This window comes from Acinetobacter sp. ANC 3813 (assembly GCF_002135435.1).
Taxonomy (GTDB): Bacteria; Pseudomonadota; Gammaproteobacteria; order Pseudomonadales; family Moraxellaceae; genus Acinetobacter.
Map to the genome: position 1 here is coordinate 273,815 of NZ_NEGK01000002.1, position 16,486 is coordinate 290,300.

General features: G+C 42.3%; 17 protein-coding genes. 10 read left to right on the top strand and 7 right to left on the bottom strand.

Annotation, left to right across the window (positions count from 1 at the left end):
- Window positions 1-113 precede the first annotated feature (113 nt).
- From putA to B9T34_RS04105, 4 genes are all read left to right on the top strand, one after another.
- Window positions 114-3,863, top strand: a complete 3,750-nt coding sequence (gene putA, locus B9T34_RS04090) for a trifunctional transcriptional regulator/proline dehydrogenase/L-glutamate gamma-semialdehyde dehydrogenase (protein ID WP_086211896.1) — start codon at window positions 114-116, stop codon at window positions 3,861-3,863.
- Between the two features lie 180 nt (window positions 3,864-4,043).
- The gene (gene trmA, locus B9T34_RS04095; RefSeq protein WP_086211897.1) at window positions 4,044-5,126 is read left to right on the top strand and encodes a tRNA (uridine(54)-C5)-methyltransferase TrmA; all 1,083 of its coding nucleotides are present in this window, start codon (window positions 4,044-4,046) and stop codon (window positions 5,124-5,126) included.
- 242 nt (window positions 5,127-5,368) lie between these two features.
- Window positions 5,369-5,593: a hypothetical protein gene (locus B9T34_RS04100; protein WP_086211898.1), complete on the top strand. Its 225-nt coding sequence runs from the start codon at window positions 5,369-5,371 to the stop codon at window positions 5,591-5,593.
- Between the two features lie 267 nt (window positions 5,594-5,860).
- The gene (locus tag B9T34_RS04105; protein ID WP_086211899.1) at window positions 5,861-6,115 is read left to right on the top strand and encodes a hypothetical protein; all 255 of its coding nucleotides are present in this window, start codon (window positions 5,861-5,863) and stop codon (window positions 6,113-6,115) included.
- A 32-nt stretch (window positions 6,116-6,147) separates the two neighbouring features.
- Here B9T34_RS04105 and B9T34_RS04110 read toward each other — a convergent pair whose 3' ends face one another.
- Window positions 6,148-6,918, bottom strand: a complete 771-nt coding sequence (locus tag B9T34_RS04110) for a phosphodiester glycosidase family protein (RefSeq protein WP_322853512.1) — start codon at window positions 6,916-6,918, stop codon at window positions 6,148-6,150.
- Between the two features lie 103 nt (window positions 6,919-7,021).
- Here B9T34_RS04110 and B9T34_RS04115 point away from each other — a divergent pair, with 103 nt between their 5' ends.
- On the top strand, window positions 7,022-7,558 hold the full coding sequence (locus B9T34_RS04115; RefSeq protein ID WP_086211900.1) for a lecithin retinol acyltransferase family protein: 537 nt from the start codon (window positions 7,022-7,024) through the stop codon (window positions 7,556-7,558).
- Window positions 7,559-7,626: 68 nt separating this feature from the next.
- Here B9T34_RS04115 and B9T34_RS04120 read toward each other — a convergent pair whose 3' ends face one another.
- The 3 genes from B9T34_RS04120 to B9T34_RS04130 all read right to left on the bottom strand — a co-directional run bounded on the left by B9T34_RS04120 (window position 7,627) and on the right by B9T34_RS04130 (window position 10,924).
- Window positions 7,627-8,073 (bottom strand): SRPBCC domain-containing protein, encoded by a 447-nt coding sequence (locus B9T34_RS04120; RefSeq protein WP_086211901.1) that lies wholly within the window; start codon window positions 8,071-8,073, stop codon window positions 7,627-7,629.
- A gap of 101 nt (window positions 8,074-8,174) precedes the next feature.
- On the bottom strand, window positions 8,175-9,086 hold the full coding sequence (locus tag B9T34_RS04125) for a bestrophin family protein (protein ID WP_086211902.1): 912 nt from the start codon (window positions 9,084-9,086) through the stop codon (window positions 8,175-8,177).
- Between the two features lie 113 nt (window positions 9,087-9,199).
- The gene (locus B9T34_RS04130) at window positions 9,200-10,924 is read right to left on the bottom strand and encodes a glutamine--tRNA ligase/YqeY domain fusion protein (protein WP_086211903.1); all 1,725 of its coding nucleotides are present in this window, start codon (window positions 10,922-10,924) and stop codon (window positions 9,200-9,202) included.
- 166 nt (window positions 10,925-11,090) lie between these two features.
- On the opposite strand from B9T34_RS04130, the gene B9T34_RS04135 reads away from it, so the two are divergent.
- Complete coding sequence (locus B9T34_RS04135; RefSeq protein ID WP_086211904.1) at window positions 11,091-11,600, top strand: peptidylprolyl isomerase; 510 nt, start codon at window positions 11,091-11,093, stop codon at window positions 11,598-11,600.
- Window positions 11,601-11,718: 118 nt separating this feature from the next.
- Window positions 11,719-12,438: a UDP-2,3-diacylglucosamine diphosphatase gene (locus B9T34_RS04140; protein WP_086211905.1), complete on the top strand. Its 720-nt coding sequence runs from the start codon at window positions 11,719-11,721 to the stop codon at window positions 12,436-12,438.
- 30 nt (window positions 12,439-12,468) lie between these two features.
- Here the strand turns inward: B9T34_RS04140 and B9T34_RS04145 are convergent, their stop codons facing one another.
- Both B9T34_RS04145 and hpaI read right to left on the bottom strand, forming a co-directional pair.
- The gene (locus B9T34_RS04145) at window positions 12,469-12,687 is read right to left on the bottom strand and encodes a transposase (RefSeq protein ID WP_086211906.1); all 219 of its coding nucleotides are present in this window, start codon (window positions 12,685-12,687) and stop codon (window positions 12,469-12,471) included.
- Between the two features lie 284 nt (window positions 12,688-12,971).
- Window positions 12,972-13,769, bottom strand: a complete 798-nt coding sequence (gene hpaI, locus B9T34_RS04150) for a 4-hydroxy-2-oxoheptanedioate aldolase (RefSeq protein ID WP_086211907.1) — start codon at window positions 13,767-13,769, stop codon at window positions 12,972-12,974.
- A 259-nt stretch (window positions 13,770-14,028) separates the two neighbouring features.
- On the opposite strand from hpaI, the gene nfsB reads away from it, so the two are divergent.
- The 3 genes from nfsB (at window position 14,029) to B9T34_RS04165 (ending at window position 15,404) form a co-directional block, all read left to right on the top strand.
- Complete coding sequence (gene nfsB / locus B9T34_RS04155; protein ID WP_086211908.1) at window positions 14,029-14,682, top strand: oxygen-insensitive NAD(P)H nitroreductase; 654 nt, start codon at window positions 14,029-14,031, stop codon at window positions 14,680-14,682.
- A 174-nt stretch (window positions 14,683-14,856) separates the two neighbouring features.
- Window positions 14,857-15,021, top strand: a complete 165-nt coding sequence (locus B9T34_RS04160; RefSeq protein ID WP_228147401.1) for a hypothetical protein — start codon at window positions 14,857-14,859, stop codon at window positions 15,019-15,021.
- A 125-nt stretch (window positions 15,022-15,146) separates the two neighbouring features.
- Window positions 15,147-15,404: a hypothetical protein gene (locus tag B9T34_RS04165; RefSeq protein ID WP_086211910.1), complete on the top strand. Its 258-nt coding sequence runs from the start codon at window positions 15,147-15,149 to the stop codon at window positions 15,402-15,404.
- Window positions 15,405-15,516: 112 nt separating this feature from the next.
- Here B9T34_RS04165 and B9T34_RS04170 read toward each other — a convergent pair whose 3' ends face one another.
- Window positions 15,517-16,380, bottom strand: a complete 864-nt coding sequence (locus tag B9T34_RS04170; RefSeq protein WP_086211911.1) for a DMT family transporter — start codon at window positions 16,378-16,380, stop codon at window positions 15,517-15,519.
- Window positions 16,381-16,486 lie beyond the last annotated feature (106 nt).

Sequence of the window (16,486 nt, forward strand, 5' to 3'; positions counted from 1 at the left end):
CTAAATATTGATCAAATTATAGTGAGTTATGCAGCAAAATTTCTGTGATCATAAATTATATAAACCCAAATACACAATTTATATTTTCACTGTCACAGGATGTTGGCGTAAAAATGATGGAAGCAAAATCTCAACTTAGCGAATCTTCAATTCAGCCTGGTTACATCACTCCTTTTGATGCCAAAACAGATTTCGAGATTGAAATAAACCGCGCATGGCGCCGCGATGAAAGCGAAAGTGTGGAAAACCTGCTTGAGCACAGTCAAATTGACCAAGAACTCTCAGACCGCATTTATAAACTGGCTTTTGATCTCGCGCACAGCCTGCGTGAACGCAAAGGCGACTCTGGCAAAGCGGGTATTGTACAAGGCTTGCTGCAGGAGTTCTCATTGTCTTCACAGGAAGGCATTGCCCTCATGTGCTTAGCAGAAGCGCTGCTGCGCATTCCAGACAAAGCAACACGCGATTTATTGATCAAAGATAAAATTAACCAGGGCAACTGGAAAGACCATTTAGGCCAAAGCAGCCTGATGTTTGTCAATGCTGCCGCTTGGGGCTTAATGCTTACGGGCAAGCTGATGGAAACGCCGCAAAGCAAAAGCCTGTCAGGCTTGCTGACGGGCCTATTGGCACGCAGCGGCCGCGGAGTTATCCGTAAAGCCGTTGACGTCGCTATGCGTATGATGGGCGAACAGTTTGTCACTGGCGAAACCATCGGTGAAGCGTTAAAAAATGCTGAAACACTCGAAGACAAAGGCTTCCGCTATTCTTATGACATGCTGGGTGAAGCAGCATTAACAGATCATGATGCAGAACGCTATTATGATGATTATACCAATGCAATTCATGCGATCGGTCAAGCGTCTGCAGATAAAGATGTCTACGACGGCCCTGGCATTTCAATTAAGCTCTCTGCCCTGCACCCGCGCTATCAGCGCTCTCAAATTGCACGTGTGCAAGATGAGCTGTATGAAAAAGTACTGAAACTTGCCGTATTGGCTAAGCAGTACAATATTGGCTTAAACATTGATGCTGAAGAATCTGAACGTTTAGAAATTTCACTGCAGCTTTTAGAGCGCCTATGCTTTGAACCGCAGCTCAATGAATGGAAAGGCATTGGCTTTGTCATTCAAGCCTATCAAAAACGTTGTTTCTATGTGGTCGATTACGTTGTAGATTTGGCTAAACGCAGCAATAAGCGCCTAATGATTCGTCTGGTTAAAGGCGCATACTGGGACAGCGAAATTAAAAAAGCGCAAATTGACGGTATGACCGACTATCCAGTCTTTACCCGTAAAGTGCATACCGATTTATCGTATATTGCCTGTGCGAAGAAATTGTTAGCAGCGCCTGAATTTATTTACCCGCAATTTGCAACCCATAACGCGCAAACACTCGCAACCATTTACCATTTAGCTGATCCCGCTCATTACTATGCTGGCCAGTACGAGTTCCAATGTCTGCACGGTATGGGCGAGCCGCTGTATCAGCAAGTCGTGGGCGATAAAAAAGACCATAAACTGGGCGTACCTTGCCGTATTTATGCGCCTGTAGGCAATCATGAAACTTTGCTGGCGTATTTGGTTCGCCGTTTACTTGAAAATGGTGCAAATACATCTTTTGTAAACCGTATTGCCGATAAAACTTTAAAAATTGAAGATTTAATCGAAAATCCGCACCAAACCATTGCACATACTGCTGTTACAGAAGGCAAAGTAGGCTTAAAGCATCCTGCTATTCCCTATCCTGTAAATTTATACGGCGATGAGCGTCTTAATTCTGCTGGCTTTGATTTAGCCAATGATTATGACCTTTTAGCCTTAGATCAAACCGCATATGAACAGCGCCAAAAGCAATGGTCTGCTGTTCCTATGGGGCAAAATCTGACAGATGCACCATCTGACTCTAGCGCATTGGCGATCATTAACCCAGCCGATCATGCAGATATTGTTGGCCAAGTCACAGAAGCATCATTAGATCAAGTTGATTTAGCTTTGGCGAATGCAACAGCGGCTCAAGCATCTTGGAAAAATCTGCCCAAAAATGACCGTGCAGCGTGTTTGCAGCGCGCAGCCGATGCTATGGAAAAAAATCTACAGTCTTTACTGGTGCTGTTGTGCCGTGAAAGCGGTAAAACGTATGGCAATGCCATTGCAGAAGTCCGTGAAGCGGTAGATTTCCTTCGTTACTATGCTGCACAAATGATTGATTTGGATGATACTGTGCAGATCGAACCTTTAGGTACGGTACTGTGTATTAGCCCTTGGAACTTCCCATTGGCAATTTTCTCAGGTCAAATTGCTGCAGCATTGGCAGCAGGCAACACGGTTATTGCAAAACCTGCGGAGCAAACGCCATTAATTGCTGCGCAAGCTGTGCAAATGCTTTGGGATGCTGGCATTCCGCAATCCGTGTTACAGCTCCTGCCGGGTCGCGGTGAAACGGTTGGCGCGAAACTGACTGCCGATGAACGTGTACAAGGCATTATGTTTACAGGCTCAACTGAAGTTGCCCGTATTCTGCAAAAAACCTTAGCTAATCGCCTCAGTCATTCTGGCCAGTCTATTCCACTGATTGCTGAAACTGGCGGACAGAATGCCATGATCGTCGATTCATCTGCTCTCACAGAACAAGTGATTCTAGATGTGGTGAATTCAGCCTATGACAGTGCTGGCCAGCGCTGCTCTGCCCTGCGTATTTTATGTGTGCAGGAAGATAATGCTCAAAGCGTAATTACCATGCTTAAAGGCGCTATGCAGCAGCTGAATGTCGGCAAACCATATATGCTGAATACCGATATTGGCCCTGTAATTGATCAGGATGCTAAAAACATCATCGACAAGCATATTCAGAAAATGCGCAGTAAGGACTATAGCGTTTACCAATTAATGCGTAATGGTGATTCCTCTGCTTTGATACAAGGAACTTTTGTACCTCCTACATTGATTGAACTGCCAAACCTGAATGATTTGGAACGTGAAGTATTTGGTCCAGTACTGCATGTCATGACCTATAAATACGGCGAATTGGATCAGTTGATTGATCAGATTAATGCCAAAGGCTATGGACTAACTATGGGTCTGCACACTCGTATTGATGAAACCATTCAAACCGTGATTGCAAAAGCAGAAGTTGGCAATTTATATATTAACCGCAACATTGTTGGTGCTGTGGTTGGTGTACAGCCCTTTGGCGGCGAAGGCTTATCGGGCACTGGTCCAAAAGCTGGCGGTCCAATCTATACCTATCGATTAATGCAGCGCTGCAGTCAGAAAAAATTGGCACAGCCATTTGCAACAGGCAAAGCTGAAACACTGTCTGATACGCAAGCACTGTATGAACAGTTCAAGCAATGGGCACAGCAGAACTTCCCGCAGCATAAACTGCAGGAACCGCAAGACTTCTGCTCAGGCTATAGCTATGAACTGCTAGGCCCTACAGGTGAAAGCAATCAGTACGCTGTTTTACCGCGCCACCGTGTGTTACTGCAGGCAGATCAAGATGCAGACCATCTTCAGCAACTGCTTGCGATCTTTAAAGTCGGCGCGCAGCCTGCAGTCCTGCCTGAAAACACATTCATTTTGAAATATCTGCAAAAAATGCCGAAGGCCATTTCAGACCGCATTGCAGTTATTCCAAACATAGAAACAGGTCATTTTGACGCTGTGCTGCTGCACGGTACAAAAACGCAATTGCTTCAATTGCAAAAACAAATTGCTTCACGTGAAGGCGCAATTATCGGTATTACCCGCTTAGAGCCGGGTCAATACGATATCCCGCTGGAACGCTTTATCATTGAGCGTGCAGTCAGCATCAATACTGCTGCTGCAGGCGGAAACGCCAGCCTCATGACAATGAGCTAACCAGTCCTCTATCCCTCAGAGGAACCACACCTGTATTCGTACGGGTGTGGTTATTTATAAGTACTGTATTTCCCTGCTATTTCTGCTCTATTTTTCACAATTTAAAAGAATAATTTGACCTTTGAAGTACAAACTTTGCTACCATTCTTCTTTTGAACATGTTTGTGATTTTTTCTGTATATGACTTCATCTTATCAGCAACAACTTGATGCAAAAGTTGAGCGTATTTCAGCGCAATTTGCCGAATTTAATCCTCCCTCATTAGAAGTATTTAACTCACCTGAGCAAAACTTCCGCATGCGTGCAGAATTCCGTATTTGGCATACTGAAGATGATATGTTCTATGCCATGTTCGAACGTGATGCAGATGAGCAAAAGCAAGTGGTTGAGATCAAAGATTTCCCTATTGCAGATAAAAGCATTAATACCTTAATGCCGGTCTTGCTCAATGAATTAAAATCTCAAAAAATTCTGTCTCACCGCTTATTTGAAGTTCACTTTTTAGCAACGCTCAAAGGCGAAATGCTGGTGTCTTTAGTTTACCGCTGCCCACTCGATGCAGAATGGGAAACAGCAGCAAAAGCATTATCTGCAAAACTGAATATTAAAATTTTCGGACGCAGCCGCGGTCAAAAAGTGATTTTGACTGATGATTATGTGGTTGAAGAACTCAAAGTATTTGACCGCAGTTATCAATACAAGCAAATTGAAAGCAGCTTTACCCAGCCCAATGCTCAAGTCTGCCAAAAAATGCTGGAATGGGCTTGCAACGCTGCACAGCAATCAGACAAAGATTTGCTTGAACTATATTGCGGCAACGGCAACTTTACCCTACCGCTGTCTACGCGTTTTAACCGCGTTCTCGCAACTGAACTGGCAAAGTCTTCTGTTTATGCCGCGCAGTGGAATATCGAAAAGAACGCCATTGAAAATATTCAGGTTGCTCGCTTGTCTGCAGAAGAATTTACGCAAGCCTACAACGGCGAACGTGAATTCCGCCGCCTAGAAGAAGCTGGCATCGACATGAGCAGCTATGATTTTGATACAGTCTTTGTTGATCCGCCGCGCGCTGGCATTGATGATGAAACGCTTAAATTGCTGCAGCGTTTTGAACGCATCATCTATATTTCATGTAATCCAGATACCCTGCATGATAATTTAAAAACATTGCTGCAAAGCCACAAAATAGTGAAATTTGCATTGTTTGATCAATTTCCTTATACCCATCATGTCGAATCAGGTATTTTGCTGGAAAAGATTTAAACAAATTATTTCTAGTCATCTGGCTGTCATAAAAAGGGGTTCTCATGAGTCCCTTTTTTATTACATTAAATTTGAACAACTTATAACTTCGTACTTTTTTGCAAACTATTTTTTTCACTCATCTAAACTTACATTATCGGAAAAATCCGAGTCTGATTGATGCATTTATCACTTTTGTCGGCTTGCTTTATTTACATGTTTGGTTATATTTCATCCTATGTTTATCTGCATATGAAGGCTCTATGAGTTTTTGGCAAAAATTGTTCTCCAATGAACAAGAAAACGGGCATAAAAATCAAATTGCCTGTGTTGAAAATGACTGCTCTTGCAAAACCAATGAACAGCTGCTGCAAGCGCTGGCAAAAGCAACCGATGAAGATGTCATTGTTGGCATTAAGAAAGTTCTACTTTCCCGCGGTTACAGCCGTAAAGAGTTAAATGAGCTGCAGCACTTACCGCTTCAATAGTCGCGCAAAGTGATTCATAGCAATTATGCTGCGAATATCATGCACATATTACAAAAGGCATTTAGCTCACTAAATGCCTTTTTTATTTTCAGTATCAAATTTACTTTTAGGATTCATTTGCGCTGAGCTGTTTTTGCGATATATTAATTTCGCATTGCAAATCAGCACTGCTGAACGATTCTAAACCATGAACGAAAAAAACAGCGCCCAACGCTTAGAATATTATGCCGCTGTCTGCCAGTAACGAACCAAATTAATGGGGACACTATGAAATATCTTTTATCAGCCGTCGCGTTGTTCAGCATGCTCAGTCTTGCCGCATGCAGCCAAGTGCCGAAAGAATGCAATGATGCTTGGGAGCAAATGGAAAAGCTGTCTAAGCAAATGGGAATGCCTGAAGATCAAATCAAGGCGCATCAAAAAGAATTTCAAGATAATATTAAAGGCCTGAGCAAAGAAGACGCGATTAAAGCCTGCACCATACAAAGTTCGATGCTCAACTTGGCTTCAAAACAACCATAGCCTCCACACAAACCAATACTCTAACGTGCGATCTAGTTGATGCCGCATGCCGGCGCTGTGCTATATGCAAGCATTGGCCCCAGTGGACGAAAAGCATCATGCACTTTCAGCTGTGCATCATAAATGCTGGAGAGCGATCCATCTAAGTACAGCGCGTGATCAATGTTTAAAGTATTTTTAAAATATGCAGCGAACTGATAAAAAGTCACAGGCTCCCTGCTAATGACAAAATATAAAGCCTGACCTTTTAATCCAACGCCGTTGCGGATTTTACGCGAACTGGCATCCCTTAAAAAATTTGGATTGATTTTGCCGTCTATCACCAGCATGGGGCCAGACTGGGTTGCAAACTGAGGCTTAAAGCGGCTCTGGGCAAATTGATCTGTGGTCTGTATAACCGCTTTGCGATCACTCCACGCCAGCACCCCATTAGGCTGAATCAAAAAATTGCCAAAACCCTGCTTTACACGATTTAAAGCATGCAGCTGTTTAGCATCTTCAACATATAAACCAACTGGAGAAAAATCTGCATGAAACATTCCTGCATTCATTGCGAACTGCATCCTTTGGCATTGATGGTCCAAAGCGCTGCTCAGCCGCTCAAAAGAAAGATAAGGCTGTTTTTTCTCATCATATAAATATAGCTGTAAATGCTGCAGGCTGCTCACTTTAACCGTCAGCGCAGCCATTGGCTTTTCGGTACGCCAACTCTGCGTTTGCGCGTGTATTGACCAAGAAAACAGCAGCACGAATGCGCCAAGTCCAGCGCTTCTAGAAAATCCCTTTGCATTGCCTAATTTCACAGCTTAAAACCCTCTTGCATTCACAGCAAATTAGTCGATTAATTCACAGAAAAGCAGTACACTTTCTATAGATACATTTGCAGCTTTATAGGTACGCGTCTATATGCAGCATCAGACAACACGGATTCCTTTAGGGGCGCATTTAATCATTAAGCATTTTGGTTATAGCCACCATGGAATCTATGCAGGACGAGGCAGAGTAATTCATTATTCAGGTTTCGCCCACCTCTTCAAAAAACACCCCATTGAAATCACTTCTTTGGAGGTGTTTTGCCGTGGTAAAAAAATTAAAATTCAATCCTACAGCCTGCCGAAGTATACAGGCCGTAAAGTTGTACGCCGCATGCGCTCACGCATGCACGAAAACAATTATCACCTGATCATCAATAATTGCGAACATCTTTGCACATGGGCGATCACAGGCGTAGAGAGCAGCCCGCAAGTGGTCCGTATGATGAATCGCCTTACCACGATTGGCTATGTCAGCTCTGCGATGAGTTTTATGAACAGTATGATATTGACTGTGACCACCACCTGCTTTGCGCTCGTCTTTTATATTAAAAAGAAATTGCGTGAAAAAGCAAAAATGCAAATGTCCGTTTATACTGACTTAAAGCAGCAGGAACAAAAAAAGCACTGACTCAAGCCAAGTGTAAACGTCTCCTAGCTTTTCAGTTTTTTACTAATTATATGAATAGAGCCTTCGGCTTACTTAAAGGGCGGAAACTTATCCCAAATCAAATTAGATTGTATCCCATGCTCTAAATGTATTTTTGCAGCATCTAACACCGTTGTGAATCCTCCAGTACTATCGATCACGAAATCCATCAGCGCTTGGCCTTCCAATGGAATGTCATAATTTTTAATCCTAAGGTAGGTTTCCATAGCAGAGATTTTTTCAAATATAAAATCGACTTTGCTTTTAGGTTCGCCCCATTCAATCCGGATCAATGCATTTTCCTGAATATCCAGCACCTGCACATCTGCCTTAGCATTATATTTTTGCCACGACCATTGTACCGACTTCCCTTTTTCCAAATAGCCAGTTGAATGGCTGAACCAGAACTGCGAAGTGATAAGCGGATCCACAAAGGCGTTAAAGACAATATTGACTGATTTTCGTATCAGCATTTGAGTTTCAATCACTGTATTCATCAGCCACTCCATCCATGTGCTGTTCAGACCATTTAGTGATAGCACAGCTTTTAAGTCTCTGCATATCGCTGAATTGTTATCTGCACAAATGCATGATCATGTCAGCTTAGATTACTTTTATGTGAAGCAATCACTGGCGGCAGCTCTTCACCTATTGATGCCAGCATTTCCCGCTCTACATTGCGCACGATCGAATCCAACGGCAAATCGTTTTCCTGCTCTCCAAATGGCTCTTCCAGTTCTGCACTTAGCGCATCTAGACCTAAAAATAGATAAGCAATCAGTGCGACAATCACTGGCGTCCAAATGCCTAGGCTGGACTCCAAACTAAATGGCAGAATAAAACAAAAAGAATATACGGCGCGATGCAGCAGTACAGAATAGGAAAATGGCAGCGGTGTGGATGAAATACGGTCACAGCCTGCATGAATATCTCCCAAGGCAATGGTGTGCTTGGTCAAACCCGTATAGATAATGTCGGAAATGTGCCCTTGCTTATACAGTGTCGCTAAATCTTTCTGCATAATTTCCATCACATATTGCGGCGGGTTCAAATGATTCATCAGCGTCTGCCACTGATCATCACTGAATTTCACCTGTGTACGGTAATGGTCAAAGCTGTTGGCTTTGCTTCGCAGGCGGTCTCGCAGCAAATGGGTAAATAGCATCACACGGTATATAATGACTTGCCGCGCCTGATCTTCAAGCACATAGCTATCACGAATAATATGCCGAGTATTTGCGATTAATGAACCCCACAGCTTGCGCCCCTCCCACCAGCGGTCATAGCAGGCGGTATTGCGGAAGCTGAGAAAGATCGAAAGAATAACCCCAAAAATAGTAAAGCCAATTGCAGGCACTTCGGGCACAGTGACAAAATGCCGCGCTGCCAAATAAACCAATACAGCGGAAATCAGCACGACCACCAGCAATGCAGCAAAAACTTTAGGTAAAATTGTGCCGTGCCAAGCAAACAGTAATTTAAAACTATTGGTTTTATCGCGGATAATCACAGCTATTCCTTATTGTTTTACAGATGAAGCGGCATGAAAAAGCCCAACCGAAGTTGAGCTTGATCTTAACCTATTTAGAATTCGAAGGTGAATCCCATTGAAAACACGAGGTTTTATTTACCTGGTTTAAAGCTGTCTTTTAAGTCTAAAATACGGTTAAACACAGGCTTTTGGCTGCTGTGATCAAATTGATCTGCTACAAAATAACCTTCACGTTCAAATTGGAAACGGTCTTCCGGTTTCGCTTCCGCCAATGCAGGCTCAATCACCGCTTGAACCACTTTCAAAGATTCAGGATTCAAGTTTGCAAGGAAGTCATCGCCCACTTCAGGGTCAGACTCAGTGAATAAACGGTCGTAAATGCGCACTTCAGCTGGAATACCTTTTTCTGCAGACACCCAATGCACAACACCTTTCACTTTACGGCCTTCAGGATTTTTACCCAGAGTTTCAGGGTCGATTGAACATTTCAGTTCAACCACTTCACCATTTTCATCTTTGATCACTTCATCGCATTTAATGACATAGGCATGACGCAAACGAACTTCACCATCAGTGGTTAAACGTTTGAAGCCTTTAGGCGGCACTTCTTCAAAATCTTTGCGGTCAATGTAAATTTCAGAAGTTAAAGGAATGATGCGCTCGCCCATATCCACATTAGGATGGCGCGAATGCACCAAGTCCATTGCTTCAGGTAAATTGGTTAACGTGACTTTGAGTGGATTTAACACAGCCATACCGCGTGCAGCAGTGTTTTCCAGTGATTGGCGGATGCAGTATTCAAGCATTGCCACATCAACAATACTGCCATCGACTTTGGTTACACCCACACGCTTACAGAAGTCACGCAGACCTTCTGGTGTGAAACCGCGACGGCGCATCCCCACAACGGTAGGCATACGAGGGTCATCCCAGCCATTCACAAATCCACCTTCAACCAATTTACGCAGTTTACGCTTAGAGGTAATGGTGTAATCCACATTTAGACGGCTTGATTCGTACTGACGCGGTACAGCTTGAGACTGAACTTTTTCTACAACCCAATCGTAAAATGGACGATGATCTACAAACTCTAATGTACAAAGTGAATGCGTCACACCTTCAATGGCATCTGATAATGGATGCGCATAGTCGTACATTGGATACATTTTCCACTTATCACCGGTTTGATGATGCTCCGAATGCAAAATACGATACAAAATAGGATCACGCATGTGGATGTTTGGTGATGTCATGTCAATTTTGGCACGAAGTACAGCCTGGCCTTCACCTAACTCACCGTTACGCATTTGCTCAAAACGCGCAAGGTTTTCTTCAACAGTCGCATCACGCTGCGGTGAGTTTTTACCCGGCTCAATAAAGTTACCGCGGTTTAAACGGATTTCTTCAGGCGATTGCAAATCGACATATGCATCACCTTGATTAATCAACTGCAAAGCCCAAGTGTAAAGCTGATCAAAATAGCTTGATGCATAACGCGGCTCGCCGTTCCACTCGAAACCAAGCCATTTTACGTCATTGGCAATACCATCGACATATTCTTGTTCTTCAGCATCTGGATTTGTATCATCAAAACGAAGGTTACATAAACCATCAAACTCATCTGCAATACCGAAGTTCAAGCAGATTGCTTTAACATGGCCAATATGCAAATAGCCATTCGGTTCAGGCGGGAAACGTGTTACGACTTGCTGTGTACGGCCTGCAGATAAATCATCTGTAATCACTTGACGTACAAAGTCTAAGCCCGGCTGTTGTTCCTGCTGCACAGCGTCGACGGCATTACTATTTGGTGTCGGGGTGTTTGGCAGTGTTGAAACAACATCATTTGGCTTCATAACAGTAAAATCACTTCTAAAATAAAAATTATGAGAATTAAAACGTCTTTTTGCTTTTTTAACAAAGAAAATAACGTTTTTACTTGCCTTGTAGTTTACAGTTTGCTTATGCTTCTCACAACCAAAAAACCCATGGCTTTATGAGCCATGTTCAGGAGATTACACAATGAGTTTTCCTCAAGTCGAATTAAACACCAATAAAGGCCGTATTGTTCTTGAGCTTAACAGTGAGAAAGCGCCAATAACTGTTGCGAACTTTATAGAATACGTGCGTGACGGTTTCTATGACGGCGTAATTTTCCACCGCGTGATCGACGGCTTCATGATCCAAGGTGGCGGCATGGACGAAAACTTCAAAGAAAAAGCAACTCGTGATGCAATTGAAAACGAAGCTGATAATGGCTTAACCAATGACCTTGGTACAATTGCGATGGCGCGTACTCAGGCACCTCATTCTGCATCAGCTCAGTTCTTTATTAACGTTGGCAACAATGCCTTCCTTAACCACTCTGGCAAAAATGCTCAAGGCTGGGGTTATGCAGTGTTCGGTAAAGTAACTGAAGGCCTAGATGTAGTAAATGCAATTAAAGGCGTTCGTACTGGCAACCGCGGCTACCACGCTGACGTTCCACTAGAAAACGTTGTAATCGAATCTGCTAAAATCATTTCTGAGTAATATTTAAATCTTCCCCAGCCCGCCTTTAATAAAGGAGGGAGCTTCTAAATTAGATGCATAAACTCCTCCCTTTGAAAAAGGGAGGCTGGGAGGGATTCTAAAACAAGGAAAATGATCCGTGACCTATCTGTTTATCGCTGATTTACATTTGTCACCCAATCACCCTCGACTCGTTCGGGGGTTTTTAGCATTGCTGGATGCCTATAAAGACAAAAATACGCAGCTGTATATTTTAGGTGACTGGTTTAATGCGTGGATTGGCGATGATTACCGCGCGTCTTGGCTCGATGAGATTGTTGCCGCTTTAAAACAATTTTCTGAGGCAGGAAACCAGATCTATTTTTTATCAGGCAACCGTGATTTTGCTTTGGGTAAAAAATTTCTCAATCAGTTCAATGCAGTTTTATTAAAAGATATTGAAACGCTAAACATTGGCCAGAAAAGCATTCGAATAGAGCACGGCGATTTACTCTGTACTGATGATGTGTCCTATCAAAAATTCCGTAAAATCATCCGCAATCCGCTGCTTTTAGGCTTTTTAAAGCAAATGCCTTTAAGCTTCCGGCAAAAATTGGCCAATGGTTTCCGTAAAAAAAGCCAGCAAGCCAACTTAGTCAAAAGCTATGAAGTTATGGATGTCAATCAGCAGGCCGTAAAACAGGCTCTGACCGAGGTCAATATATTGATTCATGGCCATACTCACCGCCCGCAAATTCATGATGTAGATGGCAAACCGCGGATTGTTTTAGGCGACTGGCGTGAACACGAAGCGCAGATTTTAGAGTTGAACCCGCAAAATTCTGAGCTAAATCTAGAGCTAAAAAAATGGCAATATTAATGCCATTTTTTATGAACTGTGTCGGATTGCTTACTTCAAGCGATACAGCAGATTTTGCCCAATATAAAAGCTTGAACCATCAAGATTCATTTCAACTGTTTCGCCAGACTCAAGCTGCACCATCTGTCCAACTTCAACCCAAATAAAACCGTCATTTGTGCTTTGCTGACGCTTTAAAGGGATTAATTTAACCTTGATCAGGTCGCCATTTACGGCTATGGCTGTACGCCACTGATTTAAAACTTCCAAAATATAGACTCAACTTGTGAGCTTTTTGTGATAGAACAAAGAGATTAATAAAACGGGTTTTGAATAGTAATTCTGTAGTTACAAAAATAATGTTCAAGGCAGAATGCTTGAAACAAGATGGATCACAATCAGCTAAAATAAGAAAAGCAGGCAACTCACCTGCTCATAAATATACCCACCATTATACATTGTCATTACACATATAGCAAAATATACAAATACCCGATATGTATCAAATTCTTACATATATATTGCATGCTATATTGTATAAACTGCTATCCAGCTCAGTAACCGCCGTCCATATCAATACGCTCTGCATCAGGCTTATATTTGCCCAGTAAATCCCGCAGCGAATTCATTAAAACACTGGTATCTACACCAACCGCAACGAACTCTGTGCCCAGCGCAATATATTGTTGTGTCGCTTCATGCTGTGTAGATAAGATGCCCGCAGCCTTGCCGGCTGCACGTATGCGCTTAATTGCATCCACAACTGCTTTTTGAACTTCAGGGTGATTTGGATTGCCTTCATAGCCCATAGTTGCTGAAAGATCAACTGCGCCTATAAATACACCATCAATACCGTCCACTTTTAAAATCTCTTCTAAATTTGCTAAGCCTGCAACTGATTCAATTTGAATCAGCAGACAAATATTTTCATGCGCCTGCGCATAATAATTCGGGATACTGTTCCAGCGGGTTGCACGCGCTAAGGCAGCTCCCACGCCGCGAACCCCCAAAGGTGGATAATGCACCGCTTTGACCATCTGCACTGCCTGCTCTACTGTTTCCACCATAGGAATCAGCAAAGTCTGCGCCCCAATATCTAAAAGCTGTTTAATCAGCTGAACACTGCCGATCGGCGGACGCACCACAGCTTGAGATGGATAAGCCGCAATGCTTTGCAGCTGCGCCAATGTTGTTCTCAAATCGCTTGGAGCATGCTCACCATCAATCAGCAGCCAGTCATAGCCTGCATTGGCAGCAATCTCTGTACCATAGGCATCCGCAAGTCCAACCCATAAGCCAATTTGCTGCTGGGTTTTTAATTTGCGCTTGAAGTGGTTGGTGTAATCAATCATGTGCTTGCTCAGTGCAGAACGAGGTATAACTTTGATTAAACCCCTTTTTATAAAAAGTACCAATAGTGAAAACTTATTTCTTAATTGAAATGAACTATCAATAGCAGCAAAAGCTGTGACGCCACTGTTTTCATGCATCGTATGTAAAAACGCAGATTGCTATTTCAAACTCAAAACTAAGTTATATGAAAATTCTTATAATCAATTTTGACAATGAATCAGGTAAGATAAAGCAAACAGATTAACAGAGACCGCATTCATGGATTTGCTGAACGTTTCTAAAACCCGCTATACCACTAAAGCCTATGATTCATCTAAAAAAATCCCACAGGATCAATTTGAACGTTTATTAGAAATCCTGCGCTTAGCGCCGTCTTCAATAAATATTCAGCCGTGGCATTACTTTATTGCAGAAAATGCATCGGCCAAAGAGCGCATCGCAAAGGCACTGGTCGGCAAATATGCGTATAACGCCCCTAAAGTATTAGATTCATCGCATACGATATTATTTTGTACCAAAGCAGACATCAGCGAAACACATCTTGAAAACCTTTTGAACCGCGATGAACTCAGCGGCCGTTTTAATGATGAAAAAGCCAAACAAGGCCAAAAAGACAGCCGCACTGGCTATGTCGATTATTACCGCAATGAAAAAGGCGACATTCAGCGCTGGGCAGAAAACCAAACCTTTATTGCCCTAGGTCAAATTCTTTTAGCCGCAGGCATTGAAGGTATAGATGCCACCCCGATTGGCGGTTTTGATGAAGCAATCATTTCAGAAGAACTCAGTCTTGCTGAGCAAGGCCTCATCCCTTCTGTGCTGCTGACTTTAGGCTACCGCAGTGAAAATGACTTCAATGCCAAACTGCCCAAATCCCGTTTAGTCAAAGAAGATATTTTTACCAAGCTCTAATCTTTATAAAAAAGCGATGAAAGGGGGGGATTCTCCCTTTTTTGTCATTTCGGGACTTATTATTTAAACAATAATCGAGTATATTTTGCGCAAATACAAAATAGGTCACTGATTATGCCTGTTGCACCAAAATTACCCATGAAATTTAAATGTACAGCATGCAAAACTGTCTATATGCATAAATATAATTCTAATACCATTTTAAACTACCCAACTTGCCCAAACTGCCAGCATGCTGGTCAGCTGCAAGGCACGATCGAAACACCTGATTTATTTAAATATCCCGTCGCCATAGCCAAAAGCTATATACAGGCGTCTATCTTTCATTTTACTCGCTAATCGCAATTTAAATGCTCAGAATATCAAAGCAGGCTGTGCTGAGCATTCTAGCTTGCCACAGCCAATTCTGGCGTAAAATTTGCTTGGTATTTATACACATATAATGCTAAATGATGAGGTGCGCCATGGGTCTTAGTATTTCAAAGCTCGGCTTTAACGTCACGATATTCAGCCTGCCAATAAAGTTTGAATGTACAGTTTGCAATCAAAGCTATCTGCATCCTTATTCTTTAGAAGATCATCATTATCCCGACTGTCCTGATTGCCAGCAAGCAGGTCTACTCATGGGAATTGTAGAATCTGAAGATATGCTGCATCATCCCCTTCAATTTATGCACAGCTATATGCGGATGCTAAAAGCTGCCAAGCTACATCTAGATTGAAAATTCGAAATAAACCGCTATAATTTTTTGATCAAAAAAGCCTGCAAACAATTCATTTCGCAGGCTTAAATTTACGCTATAGCAATCCATATATAACAACTAAAAGTGATCTTCAAACCATGGCATAGGCCAAGCAGAGCACACTTGCCACACCTAAAACTAAGCCAACAGATGTCATCGATTTTAATTTCTCTTTAAAAATAAATATCCCACTCAGCACACCAAACATCACCACAAGAATATTCATACCCGCAAACACAATTGCAGGACTGTCTTTGAGCAGCATATGCGCTTTGATATACAAAGCAATATTGGCAAAATTTAAAATACCCAAACCCAAACCCGCAACTATAGCGCGCAAACTGCCAAAGCTTTTAAAGCGTACCGTGGTATAGACAATGGATAAAACAAAGGCATAAATAAAAATCAGGTTTAATGCGACAGAAAATTGCAGGCCTAAACCAGTTGTGTATTTTAGCAGCACATCAATCAAGGCATAACCGCCCCACACCGCAGCTAAAAAGACTCCCCCTGAACTTGATGTTTGCTCTAAACTATCCTGCCCTAGCCGTCCAGACAGTAAAATACATAGTACAGCAGCAACACCTAGGATAATGCCTAAAATTTTAAGACTGCTGAATTGCTCTTGAAAGATAAAATAAGCTGCACTTAGCGACAATACGACTGAAAGCCTTTGTGCAATTTCCGTCTTTAAAATACCAGCCGTTTGCAATGATTTTGCTAAGCACAGGAAAATGGCGGGCAATAACATGCCTAGAATTAAGATGAGCCACCATGGCGTATGTTCTACAGAAATATGCTGTAAATCTGGTTTAAACCATAAGAAACATAACACACTTGCTGCTGCATAATTCCATGCAATCATATGAAAGGTATTTAGGCCCTTTTCTTTGCAAAATTTAAGCAAAACTGAGACAGCAACACTGCAGATTGCAGCAGCAAAAATCAATTCCATGACAATACTCTTTTTTTTCAATCTGCGTTTAAGGGCAATTTATATTCCATTATAACAACGCAAAAAAAAGAAAAGCCCACATTAAGTGGGCTTTTCTCAAAAAATA

What these genes read in the sequence shown, in the direction of transcription:
- B9T34_RS04115 (WP_086211900.1), top strand. Translation starts at nt 7,022, where the DNA reads ATGCAGCATCAGACAACACGGATTCCTTTAGGGGCGCATTTAATCATT.
- nfsB (WP_086211908.1), top strand. Translation starts at nt 14,029, where the DNA reads ATGGATTTGCTGAACGTTTCTAAAACCCGCTATACCACTAAAGCCTAT.
- B9T34_RS04170 (WP_086211911.1), bottom strand. Translation starts at nt 16,380, where the DNA reads ATGGAATTGATTTTTGCTGCTGCAATCTGCAGTGTTGCTGTCTCAGTT.
- trmA (WP_086211897.1), top strand. Translation starts at nt 4,044, where the DNA reads ATGACTTCATCTTATCAGCAACAACTTGATGCAAAAGTTGAGCGTATT.
- B9T34_RS04160 (WP_228147401.1), top strand. Translation starts at nt 14,857, where the DNA reads ATGCATAAATATAATTCTAATACCATTTTAAACTACCCAACTTGCCCA.
- B9T34_RS04165 (WP_086211910.1), top strand. Translation starts at nt 15,147, where the DNA reads ATGGGTCTTAGTATTTCAAAGCTCGGCTTTAACGTCACGATATTCAGC.
- B9T34_RS04135 (WP_086211904.1), top strand. Translation starts at nt 11,091, where the DNA reads ATGAGTTTTCCTCAAGTCGAATTAAACACCAATAAAGGCCGTATTGTT.
- B9T34_RS04120 (WP_086211901.1), bottom strand. Translation starts at nt 8,073, where the DNA reads ATGAATACAGTGATTGAAACTCAAATGCTGATACGAAAATCAGTCAAT.
- B9T34_RS04105 (WP_086211899.1), top strand. Translation starts at nt 5,861, where the DNA reads ATGAAATATCTTTTATCAGCCGTCGCGTTGTTCAGCATGCTCAGTCTT.
- B9T34_RS04130 (WP_086211903.1), bottom strand. Translation starts at nt 10,924, where the DNA reads ATGAAGCCAAATGATGTTGTTTCAACACTGCCAAACACCCCGACACCA.
- B9T34_RS04100 (WP_086211898.1), top strand. Translation starts at nt 5,369, where the DNA reads ATGAGTTTTTGGCAAAAATTGTTCTCCAATGAACAAGAAAACGGGCAT.
- putA (WP_086211896.1), top strand. Translation starts at nt 114, where the DNA reads ATGATGGAAGCAAAATCTCAACTTAGCGAATCTTCAATTCAGCCTGGT.
- hpaI (WP_086211907.1), bottom strand. Translation starts at nt 13,769, where the DNA reads ATGATTGATTACACCAACCACTTCAAGCGCAAATTAAAAACCCAGCAG.